Source organism: Streptomyces sp. NPDC006296 (assembly GCF_040613235.1).
GTDB lineage: Bacteria > Actinomycetota > Actinomycetes > Streptomycetales > Streptomycetaceae > Streptomyces.
Genome location: NZ_JBEXRT010000043.1, coordinates 1 through 15,659, shown reverse-complemented (window position 1 = coordinate 15,659; position 15,659 = coordinate 1). Strand labels below are relative to the sequence as shown.

14 protein-coding genes are annotated in these 15,659 nt (G+C 72.9%); 10 read left to right on the top strand and 4 right to left on the bottom strand.

Going from position 1 to position 15,659, the window contains the following annotated elements; genetic code table 11:
• The first annotated feature begins 153 nt into the window (after positions 1-153).
• The gene (locus tag ABZ172_RS25005) at positions 154-1,359 is read left to right on the top strand and encodes a serine/threonine-protein kinase (protein WP_356886705.1); all 1,206 of its coding nucleotides are present in this window, start codon (positions 154-156) and stop codon (positions 1,357-1,359) included.
• 9 nt (positions 1,360-1,368) lie between these two features.
• On the opposite strand, the gene ABZ172_RS25000 is transcribed toward ABZ172_RS25005, so the two are convergent.
• Complete coding sequence (locus ABZ172_RS25000) at positions 1,369-2,361, bottom strand: aldo/keto reductase (RefSeq protein ID WP_356886633.1); 993 nt, start codon at positions 2,359-2,361, stop codon at positions 1,369-1,371.
• A 52-nt stretch (positions 2,362-2,413) separates the two neighbouring features.
• On the bottom strand, positions 2,414-3,331 hold the full coding sequence (locus ABZ172_RS24995; RefSeq protein WP_356886631.1) for a glycoside hydrolase family 16 protein: 918 nt from the start codon (positions 3,329-3,331) through the stop codon (positions 2,414-2,416).
• 240 nt (positions 3,332-3,571) lie between these two features.
• Between ABZ172_RS24995 and ABZ172_RS24990 the strand changes: the two genes are divergently transcribed.
• Both ABZ172_RS24990 and ABZ172_RS24985 read left to right on the top strand, forming a co-directional pair.
• Positions 3,572-4,093 (top strand): DUF4232 domain-containing protein, encoded by a 522-nt coding sequence (locus ABZ172_RS24990; protein ID WP_356886629.1) that lies wholly within the window; start codon positions 3,572-3,574, stop codon positions 4,091-4,093.
• A 99-nt stretch (positions 4,094-4,192) separates the two neighbouring features.
• Positions 4,193-4,789, top strand: coding sequence for a DNA polymerase ligase N-terminal domain-containing protein (locus tag ABZ172_RS24985; protein ID WP_356886627.1), 597 nt, complete (start codon positions 4,193-4,195; stop codon positions 4,787-4,789).
• Positions 4,790-4,907: 118 nt separating this feature from the next.
• Here the strand turns inward: ABZ172_RS24985 and ABZ172_RS24980 are convergent, their stop codons facing one another.
• Together ABZ172_RS24980 and ABZ172_RS24975 are read right to left on the bottom strand one after the other, a co-directional pair.
• Positions 4,908-5,597 carry a class F sortase gene (locus ABZ172_RS24980; RefSeq protein ID WP_356886703.1) on the bottom strand — a complete coding sequence of 230 codons (690 nt, stop codon included), beginning with the start codon at positions 5,595-5,597 and terminating at the stop codon, positions 4,908-4,910.
• Between the two features lie 123 nt (positions 5,598-5,720).
• Positions 5,721-6,458: a hypothetical protein gene (locus ABZ172_RS24975; RefSeq protein WP_356886625.1), complete on the bottom strand. Its 738-nt coding sequence runs from the start codon at positions 6,456-6,458 to the stop codon at positions 5,721-5,723.
• A 259-nt stretch (positions 6,459-6,717) separates the two neighbouring features.
• Here ABZ172_RS24975 and ABZ172_RS24970 point away from each other — a divergent pair, with 259 nt between their 5' ends.
• From ABZ172_RS24970 to ABZ172_RS24940, 7 genes are all read left to right on the top strand, one after another.
• On the top strand, positions 6,718-7,731 hold the full coding sequence (locus tag ABZ172_RS24970) for a formylglycine-generating enzyme family protein (RefSeq protein WP_356886623.1): 1,014 nt from the start codon (positions 6,718-6,720) through the stop codon (positions 7,729-7,731).
• 66 nt (positions 7,732-7,797) lie between these two features.
• Positions 7,798-9,012 (top strand): ROK family protein, encoded by a 1,215-nt coding sequence (locus ABZ172_RS24965; RefSeq protein WP_356886621.1) that lies wholly within the window; start codon positions 7,798-7,800, stop codon positions 9,010-9,012.
• Positions 9,009-9,839 carry an ABC transporter permease gene (locus tag ABZ172_RS24960; RefSeq protein ID WP_356886619.1) on the top strand — a complete coding sequence of 277 codons (831 nt, stop codon included), beginning with the start codon at positions 9,009-9,011 and terminating at the stop codon, positions 9,837-9,839. The genes ABZ172_RS24965 and ABZ172_RS24960 overlap by 4 nt, the downstream gene beginning before the upstream one ends.
• On the top strand, positions 9,836-10,615 hold the full coding sequence (locus ABZ172_RS24955; protein WP_356886617.1) for an ABC transporter ATP-binding protein: 780 nt from the start codon (positions 9,836-9,838) through the stop codon (positions 10,613-10,615). The genes ABZ172_RS24960 and ABZ172_RS24955 overlap by 4 nt, the downstream gene beginning before the upstream one ends.
• A 49-nt stretch (positions 10,616-10,664) precedes the next feature.
• Positions 10,665-11,648, top strand: coding sequence for an aliphatic sulfonate ABC transporter substrate-binding protein (locus ABZ172_RS24950; RefSeq protein ID WP_356886615.1), 984 nt, complete (start codon positions 10,665-10,667; stop codon positions 11,646-11,648).
• Positions 11,645-13,156, top strand: coding sequence for a sulfatase-like hydrolase/transferase (locus tag ABZ172_RS24945; protein ID WP_356886613.1), 1,512 nt, complete (start codon positions 11,645-11,647; stop codon positions 13,154-13,156). The genes ABZ172_RS24950 and ABZ172_RS24945 overlap by 4 nt, the downstream gene beginning before the upstream one ends.
• Positions 13,153-15,522 carry a family 43 glycosylhydrolase gene (locus ABZ172_RS24940; RefSeq protein WP_356886611.1) on the top strand — a complete coding sequence of 790 codons (2,370 nt, stop codon included), beginning with the start codon at positions 13,153-13,155 and terminating at the stop codon, positions 15,520-15,522. The genes ABZ172_RS24945 and ABZ172_RS24940 overlap by 4 nt, the downstream gene beginning before the upstream one ends.
• The last annotated feature ends 137 nt before the right edge of the window (positions 15,523-15,659 follow it).

Genomic DNA, 15,659 nt, shown 5'->3' with positions numbered 1-15,659 from the left:
ATCACGCCGCGCACCCTGACGCTACCCACCGAGGCGATGAGCCCGACGGGGTCGCCGCCGCGGCAGTCGGAGAGGGCCACGACGCGAGATTGGTGTGCACAGGTGCTGGTTGCTGGGCGGTACCGGCTGATATCCCCCATCGGCCGTGGCGGTATGGGCGAGGTGTGGCGCGCCGAGGACGAGGTGCTGGGGCGGGCCGTGGCGGTGAAGCTGCTGCTGGGCGACCAGGTCGACGCCTCGTCGACCGCGCGTTTCCGCCTGGAGGCGCAGACGGCCGCGCGCCTGAGCCACCCTCATCTGGTCGCCGTGTTCGACTTCGGTTCCTGGGAGGACCGGTTCTATCTGGTGATGGAGCTGGTCGAGGGCAAGAGCCTCGGGGATCTGCTGGAGGCCCAGGAGTCGGTCCACCCCGAGCAGGTCGCGCACATCGCCGGGCAGGCCGCCGCCGGGCTGGCCGCGGCGCACCGGCAGGGCATCGTCCACCGGGACATCAAGCCCGGCAACCTGATGCTGGACGCCGACGGTTCGGTGAAGATCGGGGACTTCGGGATCGCCCAGTTCGTCGACGACCCCTCGACGGCGCTGACGACGGCCGGGCACATCGTCGGCACGAGCCTGTACCTGGCGCCCGAGCGGGCTCTCGGCCGGACGGCCGACTCGTCGTCGGACATGTACTCGCTCGGCTGTGTGATCTACCAACTGCTGGCCGGCCAGCCGCCGTTCCGTTCGGACACGGCCACCGCGACGCTCTACCAGCACGTGGACACGCCTCCGGTGCCGGTCAGGCAGCGGGGGGTGGACATCTCCCCCGCCTTCGACTCGTACCTGCTCGGCCTGCTGGCGAAGAAGCCGGAGGACCGGCCGAGCGCCCAGCAGGTCTCCGACTGGTTCCGCACGGACGCCTGGCGCGGGCGGCCGGAGCCGCTGCCGCGGCACGCGCCCGCCGCCCCGCGGCCCGCCGCACCGGCCTTCTCCCGGTCGGCTCCGTCGGCCCCGTCGACGCCGGGCGCCGGCGGCAGGACGGGCGGGGGCTCGTCGACGTACCGGCTGCCGCAGGCCACCGGGCGCAGACGGGCGGCTCCGGCGCCCCGGACCTCCAGATCGGCGAACCGGTCCCCCGGCACGCGCCGGATCAGCACGGGTGAGGCCATCCGGCGCCGCCCCCGGGTGGCCAGCGCGGTGGCCGGAACGGTCGCCTTCCTGGCGGCGGTCTATCTGGGCACCGTCCTCTTCGCCCCGGACACCGGGGTGGCGGACACCCCGGATCCCGGCCCCTCCCCCACGGCCGGGCTCGAATCGCCGGCGGCGCCGGCCGGCCCGGCGGGGGATCCCGCCGAGGACGGCGGCGACGACGACTGAGCCGGGGGCTCACCAGCGGGAGTGGACCTCCGGGCGGATCCGGCGGTCGTACAGGTCCCGCACCGCGTCCAGGGTGGACTGCGGGAGTGCCGGGAGCGCGGCTGCCGCGGCGTTGGCCCGGGCCTGCTCCACCGAACGCGCACCGGGGATGACGCTGGTGACACCGGGCTGCTGGATGATCCAGCGCAGCGCCGTCCCGGCCGGGGTGGCGCCCTCGGGGGCGAGTGCGGCGAACTCCGCCGCGGCGGACACGCCGGTCGCGTAGTCGATGCCGGAGAAGGTCTCCCCCTGGTCGAACGCCTCGCCGTGGCGGTTGTACGCGCGGTGGTCCTCGGGGGCGAAGACCGTGTCCGCGGTGTACCTGCCGGACAGCAGCCCGGAGGCGAGCGGTACGCGCGCGATGATGCCGACCCCCGCCTCGACCGCGGCCGGGAGGACCTCTTCGAGGGGCTTCAGGCGGAACGGGTTCAGGATGATCTGGACGCTCGCCACACCGGGCCTGGCGATGGCGGTCAGTGCCTCGGCGCAGGTCTCGACGCTCACCGCGTAGGCGGCGACGCGGCCCTCGTCGACCAGGGTGTCCAGGGCGTCGTACACGGCGTCCGACCCGTAGACGGCGGTGGGCGGGCAGTGCAGCTGGACGAGGTCGAGGGTGTCGACGCCGAGATTGGCGCGCGAACGGTCGTTCCAGGTGCGGAAGTTGTCCAGTACGTAGTTCTCCGGAAGCTGTTCGGCGCGGCGGCCCATCTTCGTGGCCACGAAGACGTCCGCGTCGGGCCGGTCCTTCCGGTAGCGGCCGATGAGTCGTTCGCTGCGGCCGTCGCCGTAGACGTCGGCGGTGTCGAAGAAGGTGACCCCCGATTCGACGGCGGCGTCGAGGACGGCGAAGGCGTCGGCCTCCCGCACCTCTCCCCAGTCCCCGCCCAGCTGCCAGGTGCCCTGTCCTACGACCGATACGTCACGGCCGGTCCTGCCGAGTGTGCGCTGCTCCATACGGATCATGCTACGTCGACGGTGCGGACCGGCGGCGGAGGCCGCCGGTCCGCACCCGTGCTCAGTCGCCCGTGGTGACGCGGACGTAGTCCACGACGAGTTGCTGCGGGAGGCTCGTGCTGCCGTCCGGGTCGCCCGGCCAGTAGCCGCCGACGGCGAGGTTGAGGATGAGGAAGAACGGCTTGTCGAAGACCCAGGCGTTGCCGTTGAGGTCGGCGGGGGTGCGGCGCTGGTAGACGGTGCCGTCGACGGACCAGGTGATGGAGTCGGGGGCCCAGTCCACGGCGAAGGTGTGGAAGTCGTCGGCGAAGGCGGCTCCGCCGGGGAGGGTGTAACCGGCGCCGATGCCGCCGCTGCCGGAGTAGCCGGGTCCGTGCAGGGTGCCGTGGACGGTGCCCGGCTCGAAGCCGACGTTCTCCATGATGTCGATCTCACCGCTGTTGGGCCAGCCGACGTCGCCGATGTCGGCGCCGAGCATCCAGAAGGCCGGCCAGATGCCCTGTCCGCGCGGGATCTTCATCCGGCTCTCGACGTGCCCGTACGTCGAGGTGAACCTGCCCGAGGTGTTGAGGCGGGACGAGGTGTACTCGCAGGTCCCGTACCAGCACTGGTAGTTGCCGGGGTTCTCCTTGCGCGCGGTGATGACGAGGTTGCCCTCGCCGTCGAGTGCGGCGTTGCTGGTGCCCGAGGTGTAGTACTGCCGCTCGTGGTTGTCGACGTTGTCGCCGGTCTCGGTCAGCCACTTCCCGCCGTCGACCGCGGACCCCGCGGGGCCGTCGAACTCGTCGGCGAAGGCCACGGCCTGCGTCCGGGGGCCCGTGGTGGACGCAGCCGTGTGGGGGTCGGGTGCGGCCGAGGCTCCGGCGGGGAGTGCGGTCATGGCCAGGGAGCAGCAGAGCAGCGAGAGGGCGGTGTACAGCGTCCTGCGGCGCTTGCGTGCGGGGCGGGGCGCGTCATGGTGGGGGGACGTCACGGTCATCACATCGATTCGGGGTGGGGGATGACAGTTGTGGGGGGCGTCTGTTCTCACGTGAGGTTCCCGCGGGAACAGACAGTCATGCGCATGACAGATACACAACGAGAGATGAACACGGGACACGTGCATCTCCCGCGTATCTTTCACTACTTGATTTAAGGCAGCGGTTCGAAGCCCGTCAAGGATCTGGTCCAGACCGGGCAGGTACGGGTGGAATCCGCCGCTCCGGGGAACGGACAACCCATGCGCATCCCTGCCGAAGTGACCCTTCCCGCCGCCCTGGTCCTGGTTCTGGCCACGACCGGCGCCGCGGTGGCCTCCCCCTCCGCCCCCGCATCCGGTCCTCCCGCCTGCCGGCAGAGCGGCCTGTCGGTCGCCGCCGGGGCCTCGGACCGGCCCGCGACCCTGCGGATCAGCGTCACCAACCGAGGAGCCGGGTCCTGTGTGATCGACCGCGTTCCCACGGTGGTCTTCGGTGATCTGGACGGCCCCGCCCTGCCGGTGCCCGAGGGCGGGAGCGCTCCGTACCGCCTGCCGTCCGGGAGCACCGCCCACGCCGTGGTCCGCACCCTGTACCCGGCGGCCACCGAGCTGCGGGTGGTGGACCGGCTGACGGTCGCCGCGGACCCCGCGCACCCCGGGCGGACCTTCGACGCCGCCGCGCTGGGGACGCCCGACGGGATCCGGGTCTGGGAGCCGGTGACCACCTGGTGGCAGGGCTCGCGCGCGGCGGCCGACGCGGCTCTGGACCGGTACGCCGGCTGACCGGCACCGCGGCGGAGCGGCGGTCCGTGGTGCGGCCCGCCGCGGACGGCGGCACAGTGGAGGCAGGGACCGTGCGAGGTTCGGGCACACCCTGCCCGCGTGCTCACGCACGGTCCGGCCGCACCGGCGGAGGGATCGGTCGTGGACGACGCGAGCACACGGCGATTCGTGGTGCAGATCCACGACGCCCGGCGTATGCACTTCGACTTCCGGCTGGAGGTGGACGGCGTCCTGAGGTCGTGGGCCGTTCCGCGCGGCCCGTCGGACAACCCCAGCGACAAGCGGCTGGCCGTGCCGACGGACGACCATCCGCTGGAGTATCGCGATTTCGAGGGCGTCATCCCGCCGGACGCGCAGGGCAGCGGCACCGTGATCGTCTGGGACCAGGGGACCTACCGCCCCACCAGCCACGATCTCGCGGGAGCCCCCGTCCCGTTCGCCGAGTCCCTGGAGGGCGGGCACGCCACGTTCTGGCTCGACGGGACGAAGCTGCGCGGTGAGTTCGCGCTCACCCGCTTCCGTATCGACGACGAGGACGGCACCCCGGGCCCGGAGGCCTGGCTGCTGATCAAGGCCGACGACCGGCTGGCCGTCCACGACCGGCCGGGCACCCCCGACCCGTACCACGCACGCTCGGCCCGCACCGGCCGCACCCTGCACCAGGTCGCCGCGGCGGAGCGGGAGGGCGCGGGCTGAGCGGGAGCACCCCGCGGGCCCGGGAGGGTGCGGGGTGAGCGAGCACCCCGCACCCCCGGCCGTCCGGCCTCCGCACCGGGGCGCCGCGGACCTGCGCGCGGCGGCCCCGGGGACTCCCTCAGGCATTCTTGGCGGAGGCCAGGTGGGCGAAGACCACCACGTTGTCCTCGTAGTCCTTCTTCTTCTTGTCGTACGCGCCGCCGCAGGTGATCAGCCGCAGCTGGGCGGAGCCCTTGTCGGCGTAGACCCGGTCGTTCGGGAAGTCCGCCTTGCTGAAGGTCTCGACCGAGTCGATCACGAAGGTGGCGACGATGCCGTCGTCCCGGGTGATGTCCACCGTGTTGCCCGCCTTGAGGGTGCTCAGCAGCAGGAACACCGCGGGTCCGGTCTTCGTGTCGACATGCCCCGCCACCACCGAGGTGCCCCGTTCGCCGGGCGTGGCACCGTTCTTGAACCAGCCGGCCAGGTTCGCGTCGTCCGCGGGCGGAGCGTCCAGCCGGCCGGAGGGCCCGATGGCCAGCGGGGTGAACGGGGCGTCGACCGCGATCGACCTGATCGAGATCCGCTTCGGGTAGGACGGCGGCAGCTCGGGCGGAGCGGTGGACGCGGACACCGACGGGGTGGGTGCGGCGGGAGCGGAGGCCGCGGGCAGCGACACCATCGAGGGGGCCGACGGGACTCCGGCCGAGGCGTCGAAGGAGTTGTAGACGAGGAGGAAGCCGAGCCCGACCGCCACGACGGGCCACAACAGGGAACGGCCGACGGCCGGGGAGGCGGAGTCGGGTGCGGACGGCTGCGGGGCGGCCATGCTCATGCTGCCTTTCGTGTACGAGGGGGCGACGGGCGTGCGCGGTGCGGGAAACCGCCGCGGCCACCGCCCCGGGAAGGACGGCGGCCACGACACGATCGGTTCGGTGGTGCCGGACGCCGGTCAGGCGGCCGCGGCACCCGAGGCGTTGCGACGACGCAGCTTGTACGCGGCCGCGCCGAGCCCGCCGAGCATCAGGACCGAACCGGCGGCCAGCCCGCCACCGGAGAGCGCCGTCGCGCCGCCGCCGGTGTGCATGCCGCCCTCGGGCTTCTCGTGCTTCCAGGTCTTCTCGCCGTCCGTGCCGCTGCCGGAACCGGAGTCCTGGTCCTTGTCCTTCTGCCAGTCGTCCGCCGTCAGGCCGGCCAGCGCGCCGCCGCCGGTGTGCATACCGCCCTCGGGCTTCTCGTGCTTCCACGAGTCCGGCTTCTCACGGTCGTCGTCGCTGCCGGAACCGGACTCCTTCTCCTTGTCCTTCTGCCAGTCGTCCGCCGACAGACCGGCGAGCGCACCGCCACCGGTGTGCATGCCACCCTCGGGCTTCTCGTGCTTCCACGAGTCCGGCTTCTCACGGTCGTCGTCGCTGCCGGAACCGGACTCCTTCTCCTTGTCCTTGTCCTTGTCCTTCTGCCAGTCGTCCGCCGACAGACCGGCGAGCGCACCGCCACCGGTGTGCATACCGCCCTCGGGCTTCTCGTGCTTCCACGAGTCCGGCTTCTCACGGTCGTCGTTGCTGCTGGCGGAGGAGCCGCTGTCCTTGTCCCAGTCGTCCGCCGAGCTCACGGCATATGCGGCGGGGACGGAGACCGCGAGGACCGCCGTGACGGCGGCCGACGCGAACAGGGTGCGGGCAGTGCGCATGGGTACACGGTCCTTTCGCCACGCCCGCGCTGGCCGGCGGTCTGCCGGCTCGTCGGATCACGGGTGCGACGTGATCCACCGTCAGCGGAAACCGGGAGGCGCACCACTCGGGAGGTCCGCATTGGAGCGACGCCGTGGGCCCATCGTGTGACAGGGGGTCCGATGTCACCCGTTGGACGGCACGCCACGCCGGGGCGAGGTTTGGACAAAGTTGATCATCGGTGTAGGGGCCTCGCGCGGGTGCTCGTAGGATCGCCGCATGGACGACATCGCGCCCGAAGGCTGCTGCTCCCCCGGTCGCGGCGGGACCGGCGCCCCGTCCGGGGGCACCGGGGACCGGCCGGCCGGCGCACCGGGGCGCGCGGACCGTACCGAGCGGGCGGAGGGGTCCGCCCGCTCCCCGCGGGGTCCGGACGGGGCCGACGGGGACGGGACGGTGCTGCTGCCGGGCGGATCGTTCCTCATGGGCACCGAGGATCCCGAGGGGTTCCGGGCCGACGGTGAGGGGCCGGTCCGCGAGGTGCGGGTCTCCGCCTTCCGGATCGACGCCCATGCGGTGAGCAACCGGCGTTTCGACGCGTTCGTCTCGGCCACCGGTCATGTGACGGAGGCCGAGCGTTTCGGCTGGTCGTACGTCTTCGCCGGCTTCCTGCCCGCCGCGCTCCGGCGTGGCGCGGGCCGTCCGGAGGGCACCCCGTGGTGGTGCGGTGTGGAGGGTGCCCGGTGGGACGCGCCCGAGGGACCGGGCAGCGGGATCGAGGACCGCTGGGACCATCCGGTGGCGCACGTCTCCTGGAACGACGCGCGCGCGTACAGCCGTTGGGCCGGTGCGCGGCTCCCGACCGAGGCCGAGTGGGAGTACGCGGCCCGGGGCGGTCTGGAGCAGGCCCGCTATCCGTGGGGCGACGAGCTGACCCCGGGCGGGGAGCACCGCTGCAACGTCTGGCAGGGGCACTTCCCCACGAAGAACACCGCCGAGGACGGCTACGCGGGCACCGCGCCGGTCGACGCGTACCGGCCGAACGGCTTCGGCCTGTACAACATGGCGGGAAACGTCTGGGAGTGGTGCCAGGACTGGTGGACCACCGCCCATCCGGCCGGGCGCCGGAGCGATCCGCGCGGTCCGGGCGCGGGGGACGCCAAGGTGATGCGGGGCGGCTCCTACCTGTGCCATCGCTCGTACTGCAACCGCTACCGGGTCGCCGCCCGCACCCGCAACACACCTGACAGCACCACCGGGAATCTCGGCTTCCGCTGCGTCCGCACGGCCTGATCCCGTCGTCATTGCGGCAGCATGAATATTTTTCCGGGTCATTGACTAAAAAATCGCGCGGTCATCATGCTGGGCGCCATGCACTCACACGGTGGACCTCTCTCGCGGCTGAGGCGCGGGCACGAGGAACGCGTGCTCGGTCTGCTGCGCCGGCACGGGCCGCAGAGCCGGGCCGAGCTCGGGCGTCAGGCCGGGCTGTCGCGCACCACGCTGTACGACATCGTCGGGACCCTGGTCGCGAGCGGTGCCGTCGTGGCGGCCGCCGCCGAACCGGGTCCGCGTCGGCGCGGCCGGCCGGTGGAGCACCTCACGCTCAACCCTGACGCGGGCCAGGCCGTCGGGATCGACTTCGCGCGGCGGGCCGTCCATGTGGCGGCCGCCAACGTGGCCCACGAGGTGATCGGTTCGGCGAGCCGGGCCCATCCGCCGGGGCTCTCCTGGGAGCGGCGGGTGGAGCTGGCCGAGCGGCTGGTGGCCTCGCTGGCCGGGGGCACCCTGCGGCTGTCGTCCCTGGGCACCACCGGCGCGGTCGGGGTCGGCGTGGTCGGACCGGTACGGACGTCCGGGGACGCCCCGGAGGAGCCCCTGACGGCACTGGCAGGGCTGCTGGGCAAGCGGTTCGGGGCTCCGGTGCTGCTGGACAACAACACCCGGCTCGCCGCCCTCGCGGAGTCCACCTGGGGCGCGGCCGCGGGCAGCCAGGACGTGCTCTACCTGCGGCTCTCGCACGGGGTCGGCGGCGGTCTCGTCGTGAACGGCTCGCTGCACCGCGGGGTGGACGGCCTGGCCGGCGAGCTCGGGCACATCACCGCCGACCCGGAGGGCGGGCCCTGTGAGTGCGGGGGCCGGGGGTGCCTGGAGACGATCGCGTCGATCGGGCCGGTCCTGGCCGCCCACCGCGCCCGGGGCGGACGGGCGGACGACGTCCCGACGCTGCTGCGGGCGGTCGAGAACGGCAGTGCGGCGGCGCACGAGGTGCTGCGGGCCGCGGGGGCCCGGACCGGTGCGGTGCTCGCGGGTGTCGTCAACGCGGTCGGCCCGGGCGTGATCGTGCTGGGCGGTGAACTGGCCAGGGCCGGGGACGCCCTGCTCTCCCCCGTGCGGGAGGCACTCGACGCGCATGTGCTGCCGCTGGCCCGCGGACGGGTGTCCCTGCTGCCCGCCGGGCTGGGTGAGGCGGGCGGCGCGCTCGGCGGGGTCGCCCTCGCCCTCCATGAATCCCCTCTGCTCGCCCGCTACCCGGAACCGGGTGGCGAAGACCTTCCCGAGGACGCCGCATGAGTTCCACGGAGACACCTCTGAAGCGGGCCGATCCCGGCGGGGACGGCGCGGAAGACACCCGCGCGCCCCGGCGGGACGGGGTCCGTGTCCCCCCGTTCGTCCTGAACCTGCTCGCCCTGGTGGCCGGGATCGGCCTGTGGGCGTGGCTGGCCTCGCTCGGGGTGCAGGCGCTCCCCGGTCCGGTCGCCGTGGCCGGCAGGGCGGGCGAGCTGATCGCGGACGGGACGCTGACCGACGACGCGCTGGCCAGCCTGCGCCGCGTCCTGACCGGTTTCGCTTTGGGCACCCTGCTGGCCGTGCCGGTGGGCTTCCTGATGGGCTGGTACCCGGTGGCCCGCGGGCTGCTGGAACCGTACGTGCAGTTCTTCCGCACGGTGCCGCCCCTGGCGATGATCCCGCTGGCCATCGTGCTGCTGGGCATCGGCGAGGTGCCCAAGGTGTTCGTGATCTTCCTGGCGGCGTTCCTGTCGAGCGTCGTCGCGGCGTACCAGGGCGTGGTGGGGGTGAACAGGACGCTCATCGACGCGGCGCGCGTCCTGGGGGCCCGCGACGGGACGATCTTCCTGAAGGTGGTGGTCCCGGCCTCCGCGCCGTTCATCCTGGTCGGGATGCGGATCGGGCTGGGCTCCGCCTGGGGGACCCTCGTCGCCGCCGAGCTGATCGCCGCCCAGGAGGGCCTCGGCTTCCGGATGCAGTCGGCCCAGCTCTACTACGACCTCCCCACCATCTTCGTCGGCCTCATCACCATCGGTCTGCTCGGTCTGCTGATGGACCGGCTGCTGCTGCTCGCCGAACGCCGTCTGACCCGTTGGCAGGAGACCCGTTGAACGCCAAGATCTCCTTCCGGAACGTCTCGCAGACCTTTCCGCTGAAGAAGTCCACCTTCACCGCCCTGGACCGGGTGTCCCTGGACATCGGCGACGAGGAGTTCGTCACCGTCGTCGGCCCGTCCGGGTGCGGCAAGAGCACCCTGCTCAACCTGGCCGCCGGGCTCGCCACCCCGTCCTCGGGCGAGGTCCTCGTCGACGGACGGACCGTCACCGGTCCCGGCCCGGACCGCGGGGTGATCTTCCAGCAGTACGCGCTGTTCCCCTGGCTGACCGTGCGCGGCAACGTCGAGTTCGGGCTGAAGCTGGCGTCCGTGCCCCCGGCGGAGCGGAGGCTGCGGGCGGAGCGAGCCATCGACCTGGTCGGCCTCACCGACTTCGCCGACGCGCTGCCCAAGACCCTGTCGGGCGGGATGAAGCAGCGCTGCGCGATCGCCCGCGCCTACGCCGTCGATCCGAAGGTGCTCCTGATGGACGAGCCCTTCGGCGCCCTGGACGCGCTGACCCGGGTCCAGTTGCAGGACCGGCTGCTGGAGACCTGGAGCCGGGACCGGCGGACGGTCCTGTTCATCACGCACGACGTGGACGAGGCCGTGTACCTCGCCCGGCGGGTCGTGGTGATGGCGGCGCGGCCCGGCCGGATCCACTCGGTCATCGACGTGGACCTGCCCTATCCCCGCACCGAGGCCGTCCGCCTCTCGGACCCGTTCACCCGGATCCGCAACGCCGTGTGGACGGCCGTCTACCACCAGACCCCGGCCGCCCCGGCCGCCTGACCACCACCCGTCACCCGCACCCCCGTACTCCCGTTAGGAACCCTGCGTCATGCGTCTGCCTCAGCGCGCCCTGACAGCGGCCCTCGCCGTGTCCACCCTGGCACTCTCCGTCACCGGGTGCTCCGGTGACCCGTCGTCCGGCGGTGCCGGCACCGTCCGCTTCGGCTACATCAGCGACTACAACGGCGCGAGCCTGCTGGCCATCGCCGACGAGCAGGGCCTGTGGAAGGAGCAGGGACTGACCCCCGCGTACTCGACGTTCACCAACGGCCCGCTCCAGATCCAGGCACTCGGCTCGGACAACCTCGACTTCGGCTACATCGGACCCGGCGCGATGTGGCTGCCCGCCTCCGGCAAGGCGAAGGTCGTGGCGATCAACACGCTCGCCCGCGCCGACCGGGTCATAGCCCAGCCGGGCATCACCTCCGTGAAGGGCCTCAAGGGCAAGAAGGTCGGGGTGCCCGAGGGCACCTCCGGCGCGATGGCGCTGGACCTCGCCCTGCAGAAGGCCGGGATGTCGGAGAAGGACGTCGAGAAGGTGCCGATGGACCCGTCCACGATCGTCTCGGCGTTCGTCTCCGGGCAGATCGACGGAGCGGGGCTGTGGTACCCGCTGATCGACACCGTCAAGGCGAAGAAGCCCGGGCTCGTCGAGGTCGCCAGCACCGCGGACTTCACCGACCGGGCGTTCCCCACCGCCTTCGTGGCGCCCGCGAAGAGCGACGCGAAGCTGAACGCCAAGGTCGTCAAGGTCCTCCAGAAGGCCAACGACTGGCGCGCCGCGCACCCCGAGGAGTCCGTCGACGCGGCCGCCGCGCTGCTGAAGGTCGACCGCGCGAAGGTCGCGGCGGACGCGGCCAACGTGGAGACGCTGTCCACCGCCGATCTGGTGGCCAGGACCGAGGACGGCACGGTGGAAGGCTGGCTGGACGGGCTCGGCGCGTTCTTCGAGGGCACGGGACAGCTGGCGAAGGCCCCGGCGGCGGACACGTACTACGAGGGCGACCTCTACACGAAGGCGTACACGAAGTGAACCTGCTCTTCCTGATGACCGACCAGCACCGGGTGGACACCCTGGGCTGTTACGGCAATCCGCACGTCGCCACACCGAATCTCGACCGGCTGGCCGCCACCGGTACGCGCTTCGACCGCTTCTACACGCCCACCGCGATCTGCACCCCCGCGCGGGCGAGCCTGCTCACCGGGCAGGCGCCGTTCCGGCACCGGCTGCTCGCCAACTACGAGCGCAACGTGGGCTATCTGGAGGACCTCCGCGAGGACGCCTTCACCTTCCCCGAGGCGCTCGCCGCGCAGGGCCACCGGCTGGGCCTCATCGGGAAGTGGCACGGCGGGACCGAGCGCAACGCCGCCTCCTACGGTTTCGAGGGGCCCGACCTGCCGGGCTGGCACAACCCCGTCGACCACCCGGACTACCTGGCCTACCTGGAGGAGCGCGGGCTGCCGCCCTACCGCATCTCCGAACCGGTCCGGGGCACCGCCCCGGGCGGGAACCCGGGGAACCTGCTGGCCGCCCGGCTGCACCAGCCGGTGGAGGCGACGTTCGAGCACTACCTCGCCACCCGCGCCATCGAGCACCTGGAGCGGTACGCGGCCGGCGAGGAGCCGTTCTTCCTGGCCACGCACTTCTTCGGCCCGCACCTGCCCTACCTGCTGCCGGACGCCTACTTCGACCTCTACGATCCCTCGCTCGTCGACCTGCCCCCGTCCGTCGCCGAGACCTTCGAGGGCAAACCGCCGGTGCAGCGCAACTACAGCGCGCACTGGGCCTTCGACACCATCCCCATCGAGACGACCCGCAAGCTGATCGCGGTCTACTGGGGCTACGTCACCCTGATCGACGAGCAGATCGGGCGCATCCTGACCCGTCTCGACGAGCTGGGGCTCGGCGAGGACACCGCGGTGTTCTTCACCGCGGACCACGGCGAGTTCACGGGCGCGCACCGGCTGCACGACAAGGGCCCGGCGATGTACGAGGACATCTACCGCATCCCCGGCATCGTCCGGATCCCCGGGGCCGCCCCGCAGGTCAGGAACGAGCTGGTCAGCCTCACCGACTGCACCGCGACGATCCTCGAACTGGCGGGCTGCGACCCGTCCCCGGCGGTGGACAGCCGCAGCCTGGTGCCCCTCGTGAAGGGCGGGACCCCGGACTGGCCGGGCGAGCTGGTCGCGGAGTTCCACGGCCACCACTTCCCGTACCCGCAGCGGATGATCCGCGACGACCGCTACAAGCTCGTCGTCAACCCCGAGTCGGTCAACGAGCTGTACGACCTGTGGTCGGACCCGCACGAGCTCGGCAACCGGTACACCCATCCGGAGTTCGAGCAGGTGGGGGCCCGGCTGATGCGCAGGCTGTACGAGCTGCTGCGGGACCGGGGCGACAACTTCTACCACTGGATGACGTCGATGTACGACATCGGTGCCTCCGACCACGACCCGAGCCTCAGCGCCTTCGAGAACGACGACACGACCTGGACCGCGGCCGCGGTTCCGGGCGGGACACCCACGGAGACACCATGAGACGTACGCGACGGGCCGTCCGCTCCCGCCTCCTGCCCCGGTGGGCGGCCGGGGCGGCCGCCCTGGTCTGGCTGCTCACCCTGGCCTCCGCCCCGTCGCACGGCGCCCAGAGCCGTCCGCCCGCCGCGGCGACGTACACCAACCCGGTCTCCGCGGGAGCCGTCGACACCTTTCCCGACCCGGCGGTGATCCGCGGCAAGGGCGGCCTCTGGTACGCCTACGGCACCCAGAACCCGGTGATGCAGAGCAAGGGCGAGGACGGGGAGCGGATCCTGCCGATCCTGCGCTCGGCCGACCTGGTGAGCTGGGAGTACGCGGGCGAGGTGTTCACCCCCGCGAGCAAGCCCGCCTGGCACGAGGGTTCGCGGCTCTGGGCACCCGAGGTGCGCTACGCCTCCGGGCTCTACCACCTCTACTACTCCGTGCCCGGGCGCAACACCGTCGGCCTCGTCACCTCGCCCTCGCCGACAGGCCCGTGGGCCGACCGGGGCGCCGTGCTGCCCTCCCCGAGCGGCTGCCCCGCGGGCAACATCGACCAGGCGCAGTTCACCGACACGGACGGCACCCCCTACCTCTACTGGGGCAGTTACGACACGATCTGCGTCGCGAAGCTGAACGCGGACCTGACCCGCACCGAGGGCGAGGTCACCCAGGTGGCCCGGGGCCGCCGCGTCGAGGGCGGCTTCGTCGTCCGGCGCGAGGACTTCTACTACCTCTTCTACTCCGACGCGGGCTGCTGCGACGGCGCGTACAGCGGCTACCAGGTGAAGGCCGGCCGGTCCACGAGTCCCACCGGCCCGTTCACCGACGACGAGGGCACCGACCTGATGGCCCTCACCAGCAAGGCGGGCGTGGTCGCCGGGGCGAACGGCAACCGCTGGATCGGTCCGGGCCACAACGCGCTCCAGACCGATCTCGCGGGCCAGGACTGGCTGGTGTACCACGGCATACCCGCCGAGTCGCCGGATCTCGCACCGGCCTCGAACGGCTCGCTGAAGCTGACCCGGCGTCCGATGCTCATCGACCGGCTCGACTGGATCGACGGCTGGCCCGTGGTGCGGGCCGGGGCGGGACCGTCGGACGGGCCGACCGCCGCACCGGTCACCGCGTGGGCGACGGGCGGCACCTTCAACGACGGCGGCCTGACGGGCTGGCGCGCCGCGGGCGCGGGCACCGACGGCTGGTCCGGCGGCGTCGACCCGGACTCGCGCGACTACGCACGGCACACCCCGGGACGGCCGGGGCAGGGTCCCGCCTACCTCCTCGCCGACGGACGCGCTCCGGCGGACCTGCGGGCGGAGGCGGACCTGCGGGTGACGGCGGCCGGCGGTGCGGCGGGGCTCACCGTCGCCTACCGGGACCCCGGCAACAGGATCGTGGCCTGGCTCGACCGTGCCCGGGGCGCTCTCGTCACCGACGTGCGCGTGGCCGGCCGGAGCCGTGGTGAGCGGGTGACCGCGCTGCCGCCCGGTTTCTCCTGGGGCACCTGGAACAACGTGTCCGTGGAGATACGCGGGAGGCGGCTGACCGCCGAGGTCACCGGCGACCGGCTGCGGGATCCGGTGGCCCTGCAGTCCCGTGCGCTGCCCGCCGCGGCCGTGCACGCGGGCGCGGTGGGCGCGGCGGCGCGGGGCGCGGGCGCGGCGGCGGACAACGTGGGTGCGGCAGCCCTGCACCGGCCGGTGACGAAGCGGGTGGCGACGGCTCCGCCGGGGCGGCTGCTCCCCGGCCACAGCGACGAGTTCGACTCCGCCGCTGTCCCCGGCACGGAGGCCGGCTCGCCCTGGCAGTGGGTGCGCGGGCGGGCCCCCGGGGTCGGTGTGACGGACGGCGCGCTGTCCTGGCCGACCCAGGACGCCGAGCTCCACCTGGGCGACAACACGGCCTCGGTGCTGCTGCGCGACGTGCCCGAGGGGGACTTCACGGTCGAGACCAGGATGCGGTTCGCTCCGGACCGGACCGCCCAGCAGGCGGGTCTCGTGCTCTACGAGAACGACGACCGGTGGTTCAAGCTGGTCCACTCCGTCCTGCCGCTCGCGGGCGGCGACGGCGCGGTGCTCGACGTGAGCGAGTTCGGCAAGGAGGGCGAGCGTCCCACCACCACCCCGCCGACGGCGGTGGCCAACGCCCCGATGTTCGGCGGCCCCACGGCCGACACCATGTGGCTGCGGATGGCGTACCACCGTGACACCGCGCACGGCGAGCACGAGGTGCGGGCGTCCACCAGCCGGGACGGCGTCCACTGGTCCCCGGGCGGCACCTGGACCCTGCCGGTGCGTGGTGCGCTGAGGATGGGGCTGGTCTCCCACAACCGGTCGGGCGCGACGGCGGAGTTCGCCTACCTGCGGACGTACGCCGCCCGGTGAGGGCACCGCCCGCCCACGGGCCGGGCGGTGCCGGGCACCGTGTTCCGGCACCGCGGGAGAGCGGCCCGCGCGGCACGGTCCGGGCGCGTGGCGGACCGTGCCGACGGCGCGGGGCCCTGCGGGAGGGATCCCGCCGG

Excerpts from the sequence above, each read along its gene's own strand:
- ABZ172_RS24970 (WP_356886623.1), top strand. The coding sequence starts at position 6,718 with ATGGACGACATCGCGCCCGAAGGCTGCTGCTCCCCCGGTCGCGGCGGG.
- ABZ172_RS25005 (WP_356886705.1), top strand. The coding sequence starts at position 154 with ATGGGCGAGGTGTGGCGCGCCGAGGACGAGGTGCTGGGGCGGGCCGTG.
- ABZ172_RS24995 (WP_356886631.1), bottom strand. The coding sequence starts at position 3,331 with ATGACCGTGACGTCCCCCCACCATGACGCGCCCCGCCCCGCACGCAAG.
- ABZ172_RS24960 (WP_356886619.1), top strand. The coding sequence starts at position 9,009 with ATGAGTTCCACGGAGACACCTCTGAAGCGGGCCGATCCCGGCGGGGAC.
- ABZ172_RS25000 (WP_356886633.1), bottom strand. The coding sequence starts at position 2,361 with ATGATCCGTATGGAGCAGCGCACACTCGGCAGGACCGGCCGTGACGTA.
- ABZ172_RS24990 (WP_356886629.1), top strand. The coding sequence starts at position 3,572 with ATGCGCATCCCTGCCGAAGTGACCCTTCCCGCCGCCCTGGTCCTGGTT.
- ABZ172_RS24950 (WP_356886615.1), top strand. The coding sequence starts at position 10,665 with ATGCGTCTGCCTCAGCGCGCCCTGACAGCGGCCCTCGCCGTGTCCACC.
- ABZ172_RS24965 (WP_356886621.1), top strand. The coding sequence starts at position 7,798 with ATGCTGGGCGCCATGCACTCACACGGTGGACCTCTCTCGCGGCTGAGG.
- ABZ172_RS24940 (WP_356886611.1), top strand. The coding sequence starts at position 13,153 with ATGAGACGTACGCGACGGGCCGTCCGCTCCCGCCTCCTGCCCCGGTGG.
- ABZ172_RS24980 (WP_356886703.1), bottom strand. The coding sequence starts at position 5,597 with ATGGCCGCCCCGCAGCCGTCCGCACCCGACTCCGCCTCCCCGGCCGTC.
- ABZ172_RS24975 (WP_356886625.1), bottom strand. The coding sequence starts at position 6,458 with ATGCGCACTGCCCGCACCCTGTTCGCGTCGGCCGCCGTCACGGCGGTC.